The 18,101-nt window shown below is 63.0% G+C and carries 19 protein-coding genes; 8 read left to right on the top strand and 11 right to left on the bottom strand.

The window, feature by feature from the left end; all coding sequences use genetic code 11:
• Positions 1–18 precede the first annotated feature (18 nt).
• Entirely contained in the window at positions 19–282 is a 264-nt protein-coding gene (locus tag B0G57_RS28005) for a PAAR domain-containing protein (protein ID WP_026229939.1), read from the top strand.
• Positions 283–541: 259 nt separating this feature from the next.
• Complete coding sequence (locus B0G57_RS28000; protein WP_020566354.1) at positions 542–1,318, top strand: tetratricopeptide repeat protein; 777 nt, start codon at positions 542–544, stop codon at positions 1,316–1,318.
• 52 nt (positions 1,319–1,370) lie between these two features.
• Here B0G57_RS28000 and urtE read toward each other — a convergent pair whose 3' ends face one another.
• The 5 genes from urtE to urtA all read right to left on the bottom strand — a co-directional run bounded on the left by urtE (position 1,371) and on the right by urtA (position 7,238).
• Entirely contained in the window at positions 1,371–2,063 is a 693-nt protein-coding gene (urtE, locus tag B0G57_RS27995) for an urea ABC transporter ATP-binding subunit UrtE (protein ID WP_018442119.1), read from the bottom strand.
• A gap of 19 nt (positions 2,064–2,082) precedes the next feature.
• Positions 2,083–2,928, bottom strand: a complete 846-nt coding sequence (urtD, locus tag B0G57_RS27990) for an urea ABC transporter ATP-binding protein UrtD (RefSeq protein WP_018442120.1) — start codon at positions 2,926–2,928, stop codon at positions 2,083–2,085.
• Positions 2,925–4,115 (bottom strand): urea ABC transporter permease subunit UrtC, encoded by a 1,191-nt coding sequence (gene urtC, locus B0G57_RS27985; protein ID WP_018442121.1) that lies wholly within the window; start codon positions 4,113–4,115, stop codon positions 2,925–2,927. Before urtC ends, urtD begins: the two co-directional genes overlap by 4 nt.
• 10 nt (positions 4,116–4,125) lie before the next feature.
• Positions 4,126–5,787, bottom strand: coding sequence for an urea ABC transporter permease subunit UrtB (gene urtB, locus B0G57_RS27980; protein WP_051090079.1), 1,662 nt, complete (start codon positions 5,785–5,787; stop codon positions 4,126–4,128).
• Positions 5,788–5,939: 152 nt separating this feature from the next.
• Positions 5,940–7,238: an urea ABC transporter substrate-binding protein gene (gene urtA, locus B0G57_RS27975; protein ID WP_018442123.1), complete on the bottom strand. Its 1,299-nt coding sequence runs from the start codon at positions 7,236–7,238 to the stop codon at positions 5,940–5,942.
• A 446-nt stretch (positions 7,239–7,684) separates the two neighbouring features.
• Between urtA and B0G57_RS27955 the strand changes: the two genes are divergently transcribed.
• A complete protein-coding gene (locus B0G57_RS27955) occupies positions 7,685–9,643 on the top strand; it encodes a hypothetical protein (RefSeq protein WP_026229941.1) in 1,959 nt (652 codons plus the stop codon).
• Positions 9,644–9,802: 159 nt separating this feature from the next.
• On the opposite strand, the gene B0G57_RS27950 is transcribed toward B0G57_RS27955, so the two are convergent.
• The 3 genes from B0G57_RS27950 to B0G57_RS27940 all read right to left on the bottom strand — a co-directional run bounded on the left by B0G57_RS27950 (position 9,803) and on the right by B0G57_RS27940 (position 11,278).
• Positions 9,803–10,126, bottom strand: a complete 324-nt coding sequence (locus B0G57_RS27950; protein WP_018442128.1) for a rhodanese-like domain-containing protein — start codon at positions 10,124–10,126, stop codon at positions 9,803–9,805.
• Between the two features lie 29 nt (positions 10,127–10,155).
• A complete protein-coding gene (locus B0G57_RS27945; protein ID WP_018442129.1) occupies positions 10,156–10,809 on the bottom strand; it encodes a protein-L-isoaspartate O-methyltransferase family protein in 654 nt (217 codons plus the stop codon).
• A gap of 211 nt (positions 10,810–11,020) precedes the next feature.
• Positions 11,021–11,278 (bottom strand): hypothetical protein, encoded by a 258-nt coding sequence (locus B0G57_RS27940; RefSeq protein WP_018442130.1) that lies wholly within the window; start codon positions 11,276–11,278, stop codon positions 11,021–11,023.
• A 210-nt stretch (positions 11,279–11,488) separates the two neighbouring features.
• Between B0G57_RS27940 and B0G57_RS27935 the strand changes: the two genes are divergently transcribed.
• Genes B0G57_RS27935 through B0G57_RS27925 form a run of 3 tightly spaced genes read left to right on the top strand, consistent with a single transcriptional unit; the run spans position 11,489 to position 13,259 of the window.
• Positions 11,489–11,794 (top strand): YkgJ family cysteine cluster protein, encoded by a 306-nt coding sequence (locus B0G57_RS27935; RefSeq protein WP_018442131.1) that lies wholly within the window; start codon positions 11,489–11,491, stop codon positions 11,792–11,794.
• Positions 11,791–12,384, top strand: coding sequence for a DUF1439 domain-containing protein (locus B0G57_RS27930; protein ID WP_018442132.1), 594 nt, complete (start codon positions 11,791–11,793; stop codon positions 12,382–12,384). Before B0G57_RS27935 ends, B0G57_RS27930 begins: the two co-directional genes overlap by 4 nt.
• 32 nt (positions 12,385–12,416) lie before the next feature.
• Complete coding sequence (locus B0G57_RS27925) at positions 12,417–13,259, top strand: undecaprenyl-diphosphate phosphatase (RefSeq protein ID WP_018442133.1); 843 nt, start codon at positions 12,417–12,419, stop codon at positions 13,257–13,259.
• Between the two features lie 4 nt (positions 13,260–13,263).
• On the opposite strand, the gene trmB is transcribed toward B0G57_RS27925, so the two are convergent.
• Both trmB and B0G57_RS27915 read right to left on the bottom strand, forming a co-directional pair.
• Positions 13,264–14,067 (bottom strand): tRNA (guanosine(46)-N7)-methyltransferase TrmB, encoded by an 804-nt coding sequence (gene trmB, locus B0G57_RS27920; protein WP_018442134.1) that lies wholly within the window; start codon positions 14,065–14,067, stop codon positions 13,264–13,266.
• Between the two features lie 120 nt (positions 14,068–14,187).
• Positions 14,188–14,394 (bottom strand): hypothetical protein, encoded by a 207-nt coding sequence (locus B0G57_RS27915; RefSeq protein WP_020566358.1) that lies wholly within the window; start codon positions 14,392–14,394, stop codon positions 14,188–14,190.
• A 238-nt stretch (positions 14,395–14,632) separates the two neighbouring features.
• Here B0G57_RS27915 and B0G57_RS27910 point away from each other — a divergent pair, with 238 nt between their 5' ends.
• Together B0G57_RS27910 and B0G57_RS27905 are read left to right on the top strand one after the other, a co-directional pair.
• Complete coding sequence (locus tag B0G57_RS27910; protein ID WP_026229942.1) at positions 14,633–16,372, top strand: PQQ-binding-like beta-propeller repeat protein; 1,740 nt, start codon at positions 14,633–14,635, stop codon at positions 16,370–16,372.
• 103 nt (positions 16,373–16,475) lie between these two features.
• Positions 16,476–16,775, top strand: a complete 300-nt coding sequence (locus B0G57_RS27905) for a hypothetical protein (RefSeq protein ID WP_018442137.1) — start codon at positions 16,476–16,478, stop codon at positions 16,773–16,775.
• Positions 16,776–16,857: 82 nt separating this feature from the next.
• Here B0G57_RS27905 and B0G57_RS27900 read toward each other — a convergent pair whose 3' ends face one another.
• Complete coding sequence (locus B0G57_RS27900; RefSeq protein ID WP_018442138.1) at positions 16,858–18,075, bottom strand: YeeE/YedE family protein; 1,218 nt, start codon at positions 18,073–18,075, stop codon at positions 16,858–16,860.
• Positions 18,076–18,101: the final 26 nt, after the last annotated feature.

Below are 18,101 nucleotides of genomic sequence, written 5' to 3'. Positions count from 1 at the left end.
AGAAAGAGGAGCGACGGAATGCGAGGCATCATCCGAGTCGGAGATGCAACGAGTCACGGTGGCAGGGTCGAAACAGGGAGCGACATGAGCGACGTAATGGGCCGTGCCGTCGCCAGACTCGGCGACCGCTGTTCGTGTCCGATCGCGGGCCATGAGTCTTGCGTCATCGCTGAAGGCGATCCGGACTTCATCGTCGACGGCAAGCCTGCAGCTTTCGACGGCCACAAGACGTCGTGCGGTGCCATGCTCATCTCGAGCCTCTCTAGTTCCGGGCGCACTTGAACCGCGAGGGGCATTTGACGCCTAACGTCAGCAGTCGGCGCGCGAGCACTATCGGAACGGCGCGTCGCTCGCATAGTGGTGCGCACAGTCCCGGCAGGATTAGTCGCTCGCTATGGACGCATCAGCCACTTACACACGACCGTCTGATTTTTCCTTCGGCCGCGCTCAAGGGCAGGGTATTGCCGCTAAGATCGGCCGCGCCTCACCAGGCGTAAGCATCCCAAGTCCGAAATATTCCATCTCACGAGGGCTTTAACAGATGATAAGAAAGTTTGTCGCATTGGCCTTAATTCTTTTGTTTTCCTCTTCCGCGGTTGCCGGTCTCAAAGAGGGCGTTGCCGCATACCACCGTCTGGATTGGCAAACGGCCGTGGCTGAGCTGACGCCGGCCGCTGAATTGGGCAGCCCCGAAGCGGCCGAGCTGCTCGGCGATTACTATTCCATCACCAACAAGGTTGTTGCTGCAAAGTGGTATCTCGTCGCGGCTCGAAATAGCGGTCCCGAGAAGCAGTATGAGATTGGCGTCAAAGTTGACGACGCGGCGTTTCGCGAGTCGAGGAGACGCAATGACGATAGCGAAGCTCTAGCCGCCAAGGTGTTTCTGATCGCTGCGCAATGTTTTCGGATGGCCGCTGACGCCGGCTATGCACCCGCTCAAAACGCGTTGGGGATGCTGTACGAAAGTCCGTGGAAGATGGCGCCGAACGTGAAAAAGGCGGTCTCGCTCTATCGCCAGGCCGCTCGACAAGGCAACGCCGAGGGACTCCAAAGCATGGGTGTCGTCTATTTGACCGGGCGCCCCGGCATACGGAAAGACCTGTTCAAATCGTACACGTTCTTCCAAGCCGCACTTAAATATGCGGGCAATCGAGAAGACGTTCTTCAATTTTCGCAGGGCCTGAGCGGGCAAGTCGAAACACAGTTGTCCAGCGCTCAAAAGGATCGTGCTAAAGCATTAGTCGATGCATGGCAGCCGGGCAGGCCACTGCCTGGGCTCGATCAACCGATAACGGGCAGCAAGCTCCCTCCAGGCTAGTCCGTCCTAGCCTGCTGAGCCAAGCGGAGAAGGGGTGCGCGGATACGATCGCTTAGACAGCAATCAACTCCCGCACCCCCTTCTCATCCATTTCGGCGCCCGCGCCACCGGCGACGATCTCGCCACGCCGCATGACCCAATACCGATCGGCGAGCGCACGCGCAAAGTCGTAATACTGCTCGACAAGGAGAATCGTCATCCCCGTCTCATCGACGAGCCTCCTAAGCGTCCGTCCGATCTCTTGAATGATCGAAGGCTGAATCCCCTCGGTAGGCTCATCGAGAATCAAAAGCTGCGGCTCGCTCATCAACGCACGTCCGATCGCGAGCTGCTGCTGTTGTCCACCCGACAGATCGCCGCCGCGCCGCTTCCGCATATCCTTCAGCACGGGAAAAAGCGAGTAGATGCGCTCGGGTACCTCCGAGACGGGCTTTCGGCTCGCTGCACCAACGAGCAGATTCTCTTCGACGGTCAGCCGCGCAAAAATCTCGCGCCCTTGCGGCACATACCCGAGCCCGCGCGCGACGCGTGCATGCGGCGGCAGCGCCTCTATCGATTGTCCGCCCCAGGCGATCGTGCCGCTTTTCGCGCGCACGAGCCCCATCAGGCAGCGCAACAGCGTCGTCTTGCCGACACCGTTCCGCCCGAGCAGCACGGTCAACGATCCCTGCGGCACTTCCATCGTCACATCGCGCAGAATATGGCTACCGCCATAGAACTGATTGAGCCTGTCGATGTTGAGCATCGATCCAATTCCTTGTTGATTAGCGCCCAAGATACGACTCGATCACCGCTTCATCGCGCTTCACTTCGTCGAGCGTACCCTCGGCCAATACCCGCCCTTCGGCCATGACGGTCACGCGCGAACGCTCGCCCGCGAGCGCGGCGACGAACTCCATATCGTGCTCGACGACGAGCATCGAACACGTCCCGCGCAAACGATCGAGCAACTGCGCGAGCGCCATGGTTTCATCGTCAGTCATGCCGGCCGCCGGCTCGTCGAGCAACAACAATGCGGGCCGCTGCATCAGCAGCATGCCAATCTCGAGCCGTTGCTTCTGTCCATGCGAAAGCTCACCGGCAAACCGACGCGCACTCGCTTCGAGCCCGATCGTCTCGAGGGTCTCCTCGATCCGCGCCTGCGCATCCCGATTCAATTGGGCGCGCAACGACGCCCACCATCCCTTGTCCGCCTGCATCGCGAGTTCGAGATTCTCCCAGACAGGGTGCTGCTCGAATACGGTCGGCTTTTGAAACTTTCGGCCGATGCCGGCGCGCGCAATCGAAGGCTCGTCCATGCGCGTCAGGTCGAGCGTCTGACCGAGAAAGACCTTGCCATGATCGGGCCGCGTCTTGCCCGTGACGACATCCATCATCGTCGTCTTGCCCGCACCGTTCGGCCCGATCACGCAACGCAGCTCGCCGACGTCGAGCGTAAGCGTCAAGCTGTTGAGCGCGCGGAAGCCATCGAAGCTGACAGTGACATCCTCGACGTAAAGAATCGTTCCGTGCGAGACGTCGATGGTGCCCTGCGCAACGGCATGACCCATTGCGGCAGTGCCTGAGAGCGCGTGGTTGTCGGCCACAGCCGTATCGGTGACCCCATTCATCGCTGCGTCCTCCGCGAGAAGATACGCTCGGCGAGCCCCACGAGCCCACGCGGCATGACGAGCGGCACGACGACGAAGAGCGCGCCGAGGAAAAAGAGCCAATACTCGGCGAAATAAGCGGTAAAGAAGCTCTTCGCGCCATTGACGGCGAACGCGCCGACAATCGGCCCGATCAGCGTTCCGCGTCCGCCTACGGCCACCCATATCGCCATTTCGATCGAGTTGCCGGGCGACATCTCGTTCGGATTGACGATGCCGACCTGCGGCACATAGAGGGCGCCGGCGATCGCGCAGAGCACGGCCGACAGCGTCCAGATGAAGAGCTTGTACGCGAGCGGGCTGTAGCCGAGGAACATGAGCCGCGTTTCACTGTCGCGCATGGCGGTCACAACGCGCCCGAGCTTCGAAACGACGATCGCGCGTGCCGCAAGAAATGCGAGCACGAGCACTGCGAACGTCAGCAGGAACAACACAGTCCGCGTGCCGGGATGCGTGATCGGAAAGCCGGCAATCCGCTTGAAGTCCGTGAAACCGTTGTTGCCGCCGAATCCCGTTTCGTTGCGATAAAAGAGCAGCATCGCGGCATACGTCAGCGCCTGCGTGATGATCGACAGATAGACCCCTTGCACGCGCGACCTGAACGCGAAGAAGCCGAACGTCCAGGCGAGCACGGCCGGCACGAGCACGACGAGCGCGAGCGCATACCAGAGATGCGAGGTGCCGTGCCAGTACCAGGGCAGTTCATGCCAGTTGAGAAACACCATGAAGTCGGGCAGATCGCTCTGATAGACACCGTCGTGACCGATTGCGCGCATCAGGTGCATGCCGATCGCATAGCCGCCCAGCGCAAAGAAGAGTCCGTGCCCCAAGCTAAGGATTCCGCAGTAGCCCCAGACCAGATCGAGCGCGAGCGCGGCAATCGCGTAGCACATGAACTTGCCGCCGATCGTCAGCGCATAAGCGGACAGATGAAACTCGCTCGATTGCGGCAGCACGAGGGCGGCGAACGGCACGCCGAGACCTACCGCAACGATCAGCGCAACGAGGGCGGCCCAGGCGGGGCGCGGCAAGAGCGAACGGCGCGGAGGCAATCCGAGCGCAAAGCCCGACAGCGTGGCGTCGCCGCTCTCGCTAGCTTCGGCGATGGTATGGCCGGCGAGCGGCGAAGTGGAAGTCGTAGTGGTCATATAGCGTGTCTCAGGCGCTGCGTCCCTTGAGAGCGAAGAGCCCCTGTGGACGTTTCTGGATGAAGAGCACGATCAATACGAGCACGGCGATCTTCGCGAGGACGGGCCCTGAAAACGGCTCGATCGCTTTGGCGAGCACCCCGAGCCCGAAGCTGCCGAGCACGGTGCCCGCGAGCTGGCCGACGCCGCCCAGCACGACTGCCATGAACGAATCGACGATATAGCTCTGGCCGAGGTCGGGGCCGACATTGCCGATCTGGGAAAGCGCGCAGCCGCCGAGCCCGGCGATGCCCGCTCCGAATGCGAACGCATACGAATCGATGCGTGCCGTCTTGATGCCGACGCAGGCCGCCATGCTGCGATTCTGCGTGACCGCACGCACGAAGAGGCCGAGCCGCGTGCGCGTCAGCACGGCCCATGCAATCGCGATGACGGCAAGCGAGAAGGCAAGAATCGTGATGCGGTTGTAAGGCAGGATCAGATTCGGCAGCACGGTGATGCCGCCCGTCATCCAATGCGGGTTCGCCACTTGGACGTTTTGCGCGCCGAACAGTGTCCGCGTGGCCTGAATGAGCACGAGACTGATGCCGAACGTGGTCAGCAGTGTTTCGAGCGGCCGCCCGTAAAGATGTTTGATGACGAGGCGTTCGATGACGATGCCGACAGCCGCCGCGGCCGCGAACGAAACGGGTACCGCGACAAGCGGATACCAGTCGAACGCCGCGGGCGCATAGTGCTGAAACGCGTTCTGCACGACGTAGGTGGCGTAGGCGCCGATCATCAGGAATTCGCCGTGTGCCATGTTGATGACACCGATGACGCCATAGGTAATGGCGAGGCCGAGCGCCGCCAGCAACAGCACACTGCCGAGCGAGACGCCGGCGAACAGCGTTCCGGCGATGCGGCTTTCGCGTTCGACGGCATCGAGCGCGTCGATGCCGCGCTGCGCCGCTTCACGTACGCGCGCGTCGGGCTCGGCGAACGTCCCATCGGGGCGCTTGGCGACGAGCGGTCGCAGCAGCGCGTACGTGTCGGGATCGTGGCGCGCCGCGACGAGCTCCGTGGCTTCGAGCCGCTTGGCCGGATCGCGATCCGACAGGGCCGTGGTGGCCCAAAGCGTATCGAGCCGGTGCTTGAGCACCGGATCCGTCTCCTTCGCGCGAGCGCTATCGATGAGCGGCTTCATGGCCGGATCGGGATTGCTCAACAGCGCGTCGACGGCCACGCGCCGCGTGGCAAGATCGGGCGAGGCGAGTTGCAGGCCTGCGAGTGCCCCGGCAACTTTGGTGCGCAGCGAGTTGTTCAACGTAATGGCCTGCGCATCGCCGACCGCGACCATTTTTCCGGTAACGGCATCCTGCGCCTGATCGCCCGCATCGTTGGGCTGAATCAGCACTTCACCGGAAGACGTGGCCAACGCCTGATCGTTGGCGAGTGCGTTGAGGACTGCTAACGAACGCGCATCGTGCTCGGCGACGAGCTTGTCGATGACGGCCGACTTCGCTTCGAAATCATCGCCCGCGAGCGGCGCGACGTCGTCTTGCGTCAACGCGAGCGCCGCGGAGCTCGCGAGCGAGCAGACGAGCGTCAACAGCCATGCGCAAGCGAGCGCCGGTACGCGTGCGGGCAGTGACGCACGTGGCCTGAGGCTGGAGCTTGGACGAGCAATCATGAATATCGGCTTCATCCGGTTTTTTTCCGAGCAAGCTCGGATATGAGGGGCGAACGCAATGCGCGACGACCAGTCGGAGTCCTGTCCGTCGCGCATGCTTCGTTCAACTAACGATGGAGTGACGCGTTACAACGGTTCGACGCAGCAGGGCATCACGCCACGTTGCGCCGGCGCAGGAACTCGGGAATCGAGCTGACCACGTCGGGCTTGCCCTCGTTGCCGGCGATGAACGGGCTCCACGGCTGGGCACGAACGGCTGTCTTCGTCTTCCAGACGACGTTGAACTGACCGTCGCCGCGAATCTCGCCGATCATGACGGGCTTGTGCAGATGGTGATTGCCGTCCATCGTCAGCGTGAAGCCCGATGGCGCGTTGACGCTCTGGCCGACCATCGCGACGCGCACCTTGTCGACGTCCGTGCTCTTGGCCTTTTCGACAGCTTGCTTCCACATGTGAATGCCGACGAACGTCGCTTCCATCGGATCGTTGGTCACGCGTTTGGCGCCACCTGGCAGGTTCTGCGATTTGACCCACGAGGCGAACTGCGCCTTGAACTTCACGTTCTCGGGATTCTTGACGGACATGAAGTAGTTCCATGCCGCGAGGTGGCCGACGAGCGGCTTGGTATCGATGCCGCGCAATTCCTCTTCGCCGACCGAGAACGCGACGACGGGGACGTCGGTCGCCTTGAGGCCCTGATTGCCGAGTTCCTTATAGAACGGAACGTTCGAGTCGCCATTGATCGTCGAGATGACGGTTGTCTTGCCGCCTTGCGAGAACGTCTTGATGTTTGCGACGATCGTCTGGTAGTCGCTGTGACCGAAAGGCGTGTAGACCTCTTGAATATCGGCGTCGTTCACTCCTTTCGAATGGAGGAACGCGCGCAGGATTTTATTCGTCGTGCGAGGGTAAACGTAATCGGTGCCGAGCAGGAAGAAGCGCTTCGCGCCGCCGCCTTCGGGGCTCATCAGATACTCGACGGCGGGAATGGCCTGCTGATTCGGCGCTGCGCCCGTATAGAAGACGTTGCGCGACATTTCCTCGCCTTCGTACTGAACGGGGTAGTAGAGGAGCCCGTTCAACTCTTCGAAAACAGGCAGAACCGATTTGCGCGAAACCGATGTCCAGCAGCCGAATACGCAGGCCACCTTGTCTTGCGTAAGAAGCTGCCGCGCTTTTTCGGCGAAGAGCGGCCAGTTCGACGCCGGGTCGACGACGACGGGCTCGATCTTGCGGCCGAGCACGCCGCCGTTCTTGTTGATGTCGGCGATCGTCATCAGCGCGGTGTCTTTCAGCGATGTCTCCGAGATCGCCATCGTGCCCGAGAGCGAATGCAGGATGCCGACCTTGATCGGACCGCTATTGGACTGCGCACGGGCGAAAGGGCTTTGTCCTGCGAGCGCCATTGCGCCAGAGACCGAACCGAGCTTCAACAGGCTACGACGTTTCATTAGCTTCCCCTTGCCGTGGGTAAATCGATTTGTTTGAGATCGGAGCAGTCGAGGCGACGCCGCGTCGACTGCGGGGGCGACATGTGCAAGGCTCGTGCCAACAGAGAATGGGCACGCGTCGCACGGACCGATCTGGCTTATGGAGGCGGCGCCGTAAGCGGCCTGCGGGCGATGATGGTGCATGGCGCACCGGCCTACGTTTCATGGCGGTGCGTCGTGCGTTGCGGTGATGCGTCGATGCGCTCGAATGGGGAAAGCAATGATCGCCCCTCGGCGGCCGCATTGACGCCACAGCGAAATTGACGACTTGTAACAGTACTCCGCCTATAATCGTTGCGCCCAAAAAAGGGCCTCTTGCATGTCTCCGTCATGCAGAGATGGAAACGTGCAACGAGAAAAGAAGAAGGCAGTTGCGGTTCTACTAAAACGACCTTTACGGATCAAAAATGACAAGACATCAAAGAAAGGCGGGGCTGGCGTTAAGTTCAATTGCGGTATTGGCCATATCGCTCATTTCGGGGTGCGGGGGCGGCGGGAGCGGCGGTAGTGCGTCGACGAGTACGATCGCGCCCACTGCCAATGCAACGCCAACAACTGTATCGGGGACCGTGGCTGTCGGCAGCGCGGTAGCCAACGCAAGCGTGACGATCATCGGCGCCAACGGCGCCACCGTCAGCGCGACAAGCGATTCGTCGGGAGCTTATACGGCCTCGATCAGCGGATTGACCGCACCTTTCGTCATCGTGGCGACTGATCCGTCCGGCACCAGCTCGACGCTGGTGTCCGTCGTTGCCACACTGCCGACCGGCACTTCGGCGCCGGTCATCGCCAACGTGACGACATTGACGACGGCCGTCGCCGCGTTGCTGACGACGAGTGGCAATCCGCTCGATGTCTTGTCGAGCGGCAACGCGAGCTCACTCGTGACGTCGTCGAATGTGGCGTCGGCCGAGGCGAAGCTCAACACCATGCTTTCCTCGATCCTCACCTCCAACGGTTTGAGCGCGACCTCGTTCGACCCGATCGCCACCGCGTTCACGACCAACCAGCAGGGCGCGGACGCCGTGATCGACGCGGTGGAGCTCATCGCGGCAGTATCGGGCGGCATGCAACTGGTTTCGACCGGCAACCCAGGGTCGGGCATCGCGCTCAACAGCGGCACCAGCGCGCCTGCTCCGCTCGCGCCGCCGCCGGCCGCCGCGGACTACCTGCAACCGCTGATGTCCGAGTTGGCACAGTGCCTGTCGGGCACGAGCGCGTCTTGCACGCAGGCCATTGACGCGAGCTACCTCGAAAACGGGTTCACGAGCTTTGCGACGGCGCATCCCGGGCTCGCCGCATCGGGCGTGACGCTCGGCTTGCCTCAAACGCTGAAGTTCTTCACGTCGACGAACGGCACGCAAGAGGCGCTCGTTGAGCTGCGCTATACGACGTCGAGCGGGACCTACGGCTCGGCGACGACGGTAGTCCAGAAGACGGCGGCGGGTTGGGACATCGTCGGCAATCAGCAGCCTTTCAACGTGACGATCAATTCGTTCTTGGCGAGGCGGACTTTCGTCGATACGGCTGACCAACAGTTCGGGCGCTATGAGGCGGGAATCGGCATCAGCATACCGGCCAACGCGGCGACCAATTTGGCCGCGGCTTCGGTCACAGGGCCCGGAATCAACGGCACGGCCTATCTGGTACCGCGCAACAGCACGGGCAACAACACGCTCGCGCTGACGAGCACGGTGCTCGCGAGCGTGCCGACGGTGGCCACCACGACGGACTCGAACACGACGCTCTATCGCTGGTCATGGACGGCATTGCCGGGCTTGTCGGGGACGTTCTCGCCGGGCACCAACAGCCGCGGTTTCTATACGCCGTCGCCGATCGACGTGACTACCGTTCCGCAGTTCGCCACGTACACCGTGACGTTCTACGATTCGACGGGCACGCAAATCGCCGCGCCGTTCAGCGTGACGAACACATCGCCGACGCTCTCGGCATCGGCTGGTGCGGGCGTGCCCTGGCAGACGCTGTCGTCGAGCGTGCTCAACGACTTCCTGAACCCTGCCGGCGCGCTCGCGGGCTCGCAGCCCTCTGTCGGCATAGCGTGGTCGACCAACACGGGCACGGCAAACGTGGCGCCGCTCGTGTCGAGAGTGCAGATCCAGACGGTGCCCGGCACCGGTGTTACACCGTCGACTCAGGTCGATGGATGGGCGAGCGCGCCGGCGACATTCGCAGCCAACGGCCAGTATTCGGCGACGGTCACGGCGGGCGTCGATCAGTCGGGAGTGCAGGAATGCACATCGGCTTGTCCGTTCCCCGCGCTGCAAGCTGGGGCAGTGCGCACGGTGCAGTTGTCGTGGAACGGCGGACAGACGAGCTTCTACAATCTGTTCAAGTACGCCGACTGATCACTGTTGGTGTTTGCGACATCAGATAGATAGCTCAAAGCAAAACAAAACACCGCCGGCACATCGATGCCGGCGGTGTTTTTTATGACCTCAACTTCAGAGCAGAAAACCGCAATTCCACACGGAAGTCGGATATGCCTAAGAGAGCGCCACGGGTTGTCAATACGTCGGCACGGACGCATCGACCTGACGCGACCACGCGTCGATCCCACCCTGAAGATTGAAAATCTGCTTGAATCCGCGCGACTCGAGGAACATGCCGACGTTGGCGCTGCGCGCGCCATGATGGCAGATGCAGACGATCGGCGCTTCGTCGTCGAGTTCTTCGCTGCGGGCGGGAATGTCGCGCATCGGAATCGACACGCAGCCGGCGATGCTCGCCGTCGCGATTTCCCACGGCTCGCGCACATCGAGCATGACGGGCGCCGGGCGCGAGCTGTCGGCGAGCCATTCGGCGAGTGCGGAGGCAGTCAGGTTTTGCATGGCGGACGACTCTAAGACTCAATACGATGTCAGAACTTGAAACGCGGCGGTTCGACCGCGTTTGCGAGCGGCTCGACGTACGTTTCGAAGATATCGGCGACGCGGAACTGCTTCTCGTCGATCCGCGTGATCACCTGCGCTTTCATGACAGGCGCCGTGCCGACGAACGCGGCGAGCCGGCCGCCGATCTTCAACTGCTCGAGCAATTCCTGCGGCAGCACCGGCAAGCCGCCCGACACGCAAATGACGTCATAGGGCGCCGCGGCAGGCCAGCCGCGGGAGCCGTCGCCGGCCGCCACTTCGACGTTCACGACGCCGTTCGTGGCGAGGTTGCTCTTCGCCAGCTCGACGAGCTCGGGCTTGATGTCGATCGTCAGCACATGCTGCGCGCGATGCGCGAGCAGCGCAGCCATATAGCCGGAGCCCGCGCCGATCTCGAGCACGCTCTCGTGCTTCTTCACCGCCAGCTCCTGGAGGATGCGCGCCTCGATGCGCGGCTGAAACATATGCTGGCCGGCGGGCAGCGGCACTTCGAGATCGGCGAACGCGAGGTCGCGGTATGCCGCCGGCACGAAATTCTCACGCTTGACGATCGCGAGCAGATTCAGCACTTCCTGGTCCAGCACGTCCCAGGGGCGGATTTGCTGCTCGATCATGTTGAAACGGGCTTGCTCGATGTTCATGGCGTCTGACTCTCGACGACTGCTAAATCGGTTCTGCTCTCGGAGCTGATCGGGCGCCCACGCGCGGGCGCCGACAGGCTCGATGAAGCATGGATGACGATGGAGGAAAACCCCAGGATTGTACCAAACCGCGCCTGTCCCTCCGCACATCTGACGCAGGTCCGGCGCGGCAAGCACGCGGCCGGCGCGCGGCCTGCGGCAAGTCGGCGTGCTAGCTCCCGCTGCGCTTGATCTGCGCCGCAAAGGCCTCGTCGAGCTTGCTCGCCTTTTTCGGCTTGGCGGGCTCTATTCCGTCGACGAAAGCGATGAATTCCTCGAGCGGCATGGATTCCCCCAGCTCGCGTTCGCCGCCGCCGGCCTTGTCGATCAAACGAAACCGCCCGCCCGGCAGGCTGACGGCGGTATAGCCTGGGTTGCCGCTGCGCGCCTTGAGGCGCTCGACGGCGGTGATGGCTCGGGTGCCGCGCATGATGTCCTTCCGTTCGCTAAGCCAGAGAAAAACGCTCACTTTACCAAGTACGCCGAGTCCCGAGTCCGCTACTCGTGCGACGACGCGAGACAACACGCCGCGGGCGCCGAGTGGGGCGAGGCACGCGGAGAACGAACGCAGGCACAATGCAGGTTTGGCTCGCGTTCTCGGCATCGCTTGCCGCCCATCGTTCGATCAGGAAGTTTTTTCGTGGATGCTTTTTCCTCGCCCGGCGCCGTCGATCATGCCTGTCGCCCCGGCTGCGGCGCCTGCTGCATCGCGCCGTCCATTACGAGCCCGATCCCCGGTATGCCGAACGGCAAGCCCGCCGGCGTGCGCTGCGTGCAGCTCGACGACGACTATCGATGCAAAATCTTCGGCCGCCCCGAGCGGCCCGCCTGCTGCAGCGGCCTGCAGCCGCACGCGCAGATGTGCGGCGACTCGCGCGGCGAGGCGCTCGTCTGGCTCACCGAACTCGAACGACTGACGCAGCCCGCGCAAGGAGGTCACGCATGACGCATGCCGCAGCGCCGTACCGGCGCCGGTTCTTTCGGATGATGCTCGGCATGGGTATCGCGGCGGGCATCGCCGCGCCGTTCGCCGCATGCGCGAGCCGGACGTTCCCGTTCATCCCCGATCACTACACGTTCTCGCAGCGGCAAGTGCAGGACGCGGTCTCGCGCAAATTTCCCTATCGCCATTCGGTGTCGCAGCTTTTTGATGTCGCGTTGACGAACCCGCTCGTCGGCTTCGAGCCGCAGGCCAATCGTGTGACAGTGCGGCTCGACGCGCATGTCACGAGCCCGTTCCTGCAGCAGCCCGTCGACGGGGCGTTTACGCTCTCGAGCGCGCTCGAATACGACAGCACCCAGCGCGCGGTCGTATTGCGCTCGCCGAGCGTCGAGCATGTCGATGTGGCGGGCGAGGCAAGGTCCTACCGGCAGCAGATCGAGGCAGCGGGCGCGCTCGCCGCCGCGCAATGGCTCGACGGCTATCCGATCTACACGTTCAAGCCGGAAGAGCTGCAATTCGCCGGCGTCAATTACGAACCGGGTACAATCACAATCCTTTCAAATGGCATACGCGTGCAGATCGTTGAAAGGTGACCGCACGCGAGACTCTCAAAAGGGGGCCACGGATGGATTGGACGTTGATCGGCAAGGCGCTGATTCTCGGCGTCGTTGAAGGCGTGACCGAGTTCTTGCCTGTCTCCAGCACGGGGCATCTGATTCTGGCGAGCTACCTCCTCGGATTCGATGGCGACGGCGCGAAGAGCTTTAACGTGGTCATCCAGTTCGGGGCCATCCTGGCTGTCTGTTGGGAGTACCGGCGGCGGATCGGCGCCGTCGTCGCGGGGCTGCCGACGAGCGTCGATGCCCGGCGGTTCGCGCTCAACGTCATCATCGCAACGGTTCCGGCCGTCGCGCTCGGCCTCATGTTCGAAGCACAGATCAAGGCCGTCCTGTTCGAGCCGATGCCCGTCGCACTGGCGCTCGTGGTGGGCGGTGCCGTGATTCTCTGGGTGCAAGCGCGCGAGCGCGGGAAGCGCGTCCACGGCACGGCCGCGCGTATCGGCTCGCTCGATCAGCTGAGCCCCTTCGACGCGCTCAAGGTCGGCCTGGCGCAGTGCTGCGCGTTGATTCCCGGCGTTTCCCGCTCCGGGTCGACGATCGTCGGGGCGATGCTGCTCGGTGTCGAACGGCGTGTCGCGACTGAGTTCTCGTTTTTTCTCGCCATCCCGGTGATCGTCGGCGCGTCGTGCTACGAGATCGTCAAGCATGGCCACGGCGCGATTGCGGGTGCAGCCGGCCTATTCAGCGTGGGGACCGCCGCCGCTTTCGTCAGCGCGTTCGCCTGCGTGCGCTGGCTGTTGCGGTATCTCGCCACTCACGATTTCACCGTCTTCGCCTGGTACCGGATCGCGTTCGGCATGCTCGTGCTCGTCGTCGGCTACGGCTACGACGTCCGGTGGGCGGGTTGACCTTTCAGGTTTCGCGCCGTTTGAAGACCAAGTCCCACACACCGTGGCCGAGGCGCAGGCCGCGCGATTCGAATTTCGTGACGGGCCGATAGGCGGGGCGCGGCGCGTAATCGCGGGCCGTGTTCTCGAGCATGGGCTCCGCGCTCAATACTTCCAGCATCTGCTCGGCGTAGTTCTGCCAGTCCGTGGCGCAGTGCAGATAGGCGCCCGGTTTCATCCGCGAGGCGAGCAAGGCGACGAACGGCGGCTGAATGAGCCGGCGTTTGTGATGGCGCGCCTTGTGCCAAGGATCGGGGAAAAAGACGTGCACGCCGTCGAGCGTTTGCGCGCCGATCATCCGCTCGACGACTTCCACCGCATCATGCTGGACGATGCGGATATTCGACAGGTCGCGCTCTCCGATGAGCTTGAGCAGGGCACCGACGCCGGGCTCATGCACTTCGACGCCGACGAAATCGTCATCCACGCGTTGCGCCGCGATGTCGGCCGTCGTCGCGCCCATGCCGAAGCCGATTTCAAGGATGCGCGGTGCGCGGCGTCCGAAGACCGCGTCCCAGTCCGTGGATCCGTCCGAGTACGGCACGACGAAGCGGGGGCCGAGCTCGTCGAGCGCTCGGCGCTGGCCCGTCGATACGCGGCCGGCGCGTGTGACGAAGCTGCGGATACGGCGAAGGTACGGTGTTTGCTCTGCTGAAGGCGCCGTCTCGTCCGAATGCGTGGCGGCTGCCGTTTCGGCTGGCGTCGCGGTGTCGGCGGCAGGGCGGGGCGTGCCGGACGGCTGGCCCGCTTCGTTGGGATCGTGAGTCATCGTAATAAGAGCTGATCGAGGTACGCCCGACTCGGGCGGTCCCGTTGCGCGACGTGCGCGAGATTTTAGACGAGAGCGGGTGGTTGCGGAACTCGCTTCGGCGAACTGCTCACCGGGCGATCAATCGGAGACGATCACATGGACGAAAGTCGGATATTCGAGATCGAATTCGTTCGTTCGACCGACCCGTACGTCCAGCAGCAATCGCTCGATCGTTTTGAGCATTCGCTCGTGTTGAGTGGCTTCGTGTGCGGATGATTCGCTAAGCAGTTCGGTCAGCGCACCGCGTGCGTCGACCAGCAGCGCTACCGCACTCCTGCGGGACATGAAATGGCGTTCCATTGCCAAGGAGAGAAAACGACCGAAACGCGGAAAGACGTGCAATTGTCGCGCGAATTGTGTGATCGCGCATGGACATGCGCACGAAAGCCGGTTCCAGCATGGCGGAAAGAGGCGGTGCAATGGCCGTAGCTCGAGCCGATCGATTCTTAATATCTGTCACACGCGAATAGCGCCCGTCGCTACTTGAGTTGTCAGGGGCCGGATGGGCGGTTGGGAGGCGAGCATGCGAACATGGCAGCACGAACCGCGTGCAGGCCTGCGCGGCTATGGATACTGGCTTCGGCAGACCTGTGCGTGGCTCATCATTGCGGGCGGCTGCGTATCGTGCGGCGGAGGGTCGGGGGGCGGCAGCAATGCCGCGGCGTCGAGTGGAGCCGGTGGTGCCGGTGGTGCCGGTGGTGCCGCCGGCGCGGCAGGATCGGGATCGACCGGGAGCGGCGGCGGTGCGTCGGCGATGGCGACGGACGTGCTCATGCATCACAACGACCTTGCCCGCACCGGGCAGATGCTGGCCGAAACGACGCTGACGCCGGCCAACGTTCGAGCGGCGACGTTTGGCAAGGTCGGCTTTTTGCCGGCCGACGGCAAAGTGGACGGGCAGCCGCTCTTCGTCACACAGCTCTCGATCGGCGGCTCATTGCATAACGTCGTCTACGTCGTAACCGAGCACGACAGCGTCTACGCTTACGACGCGAGTACGTTTGGTCTGCTCTGGCAGGATTCCCTCATCCGCGGCGGCGAGACCCCGAGCGACGACCATGGCTGCCAGGACTTCACGCCTGAGATCGGCATCACGTCCACGCCCGTCATCGAACGTAGCCGAGGTCCAAACGGCGTCATCTACGTGGTGGCGATGACGAAGGACGGCAGCGGCGGCTATCACCATCGCCTGCATGCGCTCGATCTTGCGACGGGAGCCGAGATGCTGGGCGGGCCTACTGAAATCACTGCGAGTGCTCCTGGCGGCGGGTCCGGCAGCGCGAACGGCGTCATCACGTTCGATCCCTCGCTGCAGACGGAGCGTGCGGCGCTGACGCTCGTTGGCGGCAATATCTATATGGGTTGGACATCGCATTGCATGTCGGGGAATTACCACGGCTGGATCATGGCCTATAACGCGGCCACGCTCGCGCAGACCGGCGCGATGCTCGTCACGCCGAACGGCAGCGGCGGGTCCGTGTGGATGGCTGGCTCGGGCATTGCCGCCGATGGCACGTCCATTTATGTGCCGGATGGGAATGGGACCTTCGATACGACGCTCAATGCGCAGGGGATGCCGGCCAGCGGAGATTTCGGCAACACACTCATGAAGCTGCCGATCGGTTCGTTGACCGTGACCGACTATTTCACGATGACGGATACCGTGACCGAATCGAACGCCGATAACGATTTCGGCTCGGGCGGCGCGATGGTGCTGCCGGATCAGACGGCGGCCGGGGGCGCCGTCAAGCACCTCGTTGTGGCGGCCGGGAAGAACAACAGCATTTACGTTATCGATCGCGATTCGATGGGCAAGTGGAATGCCGCTAGCGACAACATCTGGCAGGAGATTCCGCCGGGTACGCTTGGCGGTGGCATATGGGGCTCGCCGGCGTATTACAACGGCGTCGTGTATTACGGTGGCTTCAACGACAACTTGAAAGCGCTGCCGGTCACGAACGCGTTTCTCGCGACGACGCCGTCATCGAAGAGCCCCACGACTTTCCCTTACCCCGGCGCGACGCCGGCCATCTCGGCGAACGGTGCGACGAACGGCATTGTTTGGGCGGCCGAAAACGGGACGACGGGCGTGCTACACGCTTATGATGCGGCGAATCTCGGGAACGAGCTCTACAACAGCAACCAGGCCGGCGCGCGCGATCAGTGGGGCGCCGGGAACAAGTTCATCACGCCGATGATTGCGCTTGGACATGTGTACGTGGGCGCGACGAACGGCGTAGCGGTATTTGGGTTGTTGCAGTGAGCGCACGCGATGAAAGGCCCGTTGTCCGAGAGGCATAGTTGCGGACGCCGGACAGTCTGGTGACAATGGGCCCTCGAGAACAACATCAATCTAAAGAGGGCCTATGGAAACTGAAATCGCATTCCCGAGCTCGCTTGCTTTGGCACGACGGCACGCTGACCAAATACGGCGCATCGTCAGCGCGCACGAGTGCAGCGACCCGAAAGTCATAGACTACGACGATCCTGATTACGAACTCACGTTGCTCGTCACTGGGACGGAACGGACGTCCCTATTCCACTTGGGTGGAATTATGGTCGATATCGAAGAGCAACTGGGTATCCAGGCATTCATCGTCGAACTCGGTGGCTTCGAAGAGACGGTAGCGAGGACGGGTTATCGACACCGAGTGTTCGACCTATGAGTCGGTCCGGTACAGGTAGATGTGAGGATGTGAACAGCGGTTTTCGCGGCAACGCGCGCGAAAACCGCTTATCGGACGAGCGCTAGCAAGCGGTCTGTTTGACCGTCTTCTCGTTTGTAAGACCGAACACAGGCCGCAAGCGGGTGCCGACGACGCTGCCAAGGAAGGCACAGATTGCCCAGAGCCATCCGTGCAGGCTGCCCGAAACGATGCCGCTGAAATAAGCGCCGATGTTGCAGCCGAATGAGAGTCGAGCGCCGTAACCGAGCAACAAGCCACCGATAACGGCTGCGGCCAGCGAACGCGGCGGCACGCGCCAGCCCGGCTGGAAGCGGCCTGCCAGAGCGGAAGCTGCAAGCGCGCCGATCATGATCGCGATGTCCATGATCGTCGTGACATCGAACGACAGCGGCGCGGCGAGCGCCTTGGCCTGGTGCTGCCAGTACGACCAGTTCGCGACGTCGACGCCCAGCGCCGCGGCGCCCTTCGCGCCCCAGAGCGCGAATGCGGAGGTAATGCCCCAGGGCCGGCCGGCGAGCGCGAGCGTGGCGAAGTTCAGGACGGCCAATGCGATCGCACCGACCCACATCGGCCACGGGCCGACAAGCCAAGCCGGACCCTTATCGCTTCCAGCCGCATGGCCAGGCTGCAGGGTGCCATGTCGACGCTTCTCGGCAATGACCGTCAGCCACGCGACTGCACCGAAGAGCGCGAGGTTGATCGCGATCGCCGGGCCTACGCCGAACGTCGTGATGAACGAAAACGGCTTGGGCGCCGGCAGCGCCGCCCACCACGCGAAATGCTGCGTGCCGATCAACGAACCGACCACGAAGAAGAACAGCGTGACGATCATGCGCGTATTGCCGCCGCCTATCGCGAAGAGCGTTCCCGATGCACAACCGCCGCCGAGCTGCATGCCGAGGCCGAAGAGGAACGATCCGACGATGACGGACGTACCCGCCGGCAACACGTGGCCCGCCACCGGATGCCCGAACAACGTTCCTGAGGACAAGGCGGGGAAGAACAGCACCACGCCGAGGGCAAGCATGGCCATTTGCGCGCGTAGCCCGGCTCCGCGGCGATCGGAAATGAACCTGCGCCACGCGGACGTGAAGCCGAACGATGCGTGATAGAGCGAGACGCCAAGCAGGCCACCCACGATCCAAAGGGCGGCTTGGCGACCGCTGACGGTCGAATCGAGATAGATCAGGCCCGCGAGAAACGCGAGCGATGCGATGCCGAGCGCACCCGTGTGAATGCTGGGGCGCGCTGTGCGACTTGCGACAGAAATGTCGGACATGGCGAGGCTGGATGTTTGGAAAACGG

The sequence above is a fragment of the Trinickia symbiotica genome, assembly GCF_002934455.1.
Classification (GTDB): Bacteria; Pseudomonadota; Gammaproteobacteria; order Burkholderiales; family Burkholderiaceae; genus Trinickia; species Trinickia symbiotica.
Note: the sequence above shows the minus strand (reverse complement) of the source record. Positions and strands in the feature narration are given on the sequence as shown.

Coding starts and splice junctions, on each gene's coding strand:
- B0G57_RS28000 (WP_020566354.1), top strand. CDS start 542: ATGATAAGAAAGTTTGTCGCATTGGCCTTAATTCTTTTGTTTTCCTCT.
- B0G57_RS27925 (WP_018442133.1), top strand. CDS start 12,417: ATGGATTGGACGTTGATCGGCAAGGCGCTGATTCTCGGCGTCGTTGAA.
- B0G57_RS27950 (WP_018442128.1), bottom strand. CDS start 10,126: ATGCAAAACCTGACTGCCTCCGCACTCGCCGAATGGCTCGCCGACAGC.
- B0G57_RS27940 (WP_018442130.1), bottom strand. CDS start 11,278: ATGCGCGGCACCCGAGCCATCACCGCCGTCGAGCGCCTCAAGGCGCGC.
- B0G57_RS27955 (WP_026229941.1), top strand. CDS start 7,685: ATGACAAGACATCAAAGAAAGGCGGGGCTGGCGTTAAGTTCAATTGCG.
- trmB (WP_018442134.1), bottom strand. CDS start 14,067: ATGACTCACGATCCCAACGAAGCGGGCCAGCCGTCCGGCACGCCCCGC.
- urtD (WP_018442120.1), bottom strand. CDS start 2,928: ATGAATGGGGTCACCGATACGGCTGTGGCCGACAACCACGCGCTCTCA.
- urtC (WP_018442121.1), bottom strand. CDS start 4,115: ATGACCACTACGACTTCCACTTCGCCGCTCGCCGGCCATACCATCGCC.
- urtE (WP_018442119.1), bottom strand. CDS start 2,063: ATGCTCAACATCGACAGGCTCAATCAGTTCTATGGCGGTAGCCATATT.
- B0G57_RS27945 (WP_018442129.1), bottom strand. CDS start 10,809: ATGAACATCGAGCAAGCCCGTTTCAACATGATCGAGCAGCAAATCCGC.
- B0G57_RS27905 (WP_018442137.1), top strand. CDS start 16,476: ATGGAAACTGAAATCGCATTCCCGAGCTCGCTTGCTTTGGCACGACGG.
- B0G57_RS27915 (WP_020566358.1), bottom strand. CDS start 14,394: ATGTCCCGCAGGAGTGCGGTAGCGCTGCTGGTCGACGCACGCGGTGCG.
- B0G57_RS27930 (WP_018442132.1), top strand. CDS start 11,791: ATGACGCATGCCGCAGCGCCGTACCGGCGCCGGTTCTTTCGGATGATG.
- B0G57_RS27900 (WP_018442138.1), bottom strand. CDS start 18,075: ATGTCCGACATTTCTGTCGCAAGTCGCACAGCGCGCCCCAGCATTCAC.
- B0G57_RS27910 (WP_026229942.1), top strand. CDS start 14,633: ATGCGAACATGGCAGCACGAACCGCGTGCAGGCCTGCGCGGCTATGGA.
- urtA (WP_018442123.1), bottom strand. CDS start 7,238: ATGAAACGTCGTAGCCTGTTGAAGCTCGGTTCGGTCTCTGGCGCAATG.
- B0G57_RS28005 (WP_026229939.1), top strand. CDS start 19: ATGCGAGGCATCATCCGAGTCGGAGATGCAACGAGTCACGGTGGCAGG.
- urtB (WP_051090079.1), bottom strand. CDS start 5,787: ATGATTGCTCGTCCAAGCTCCAGCCTCAGGCCACGTGCGTCACTGCCC.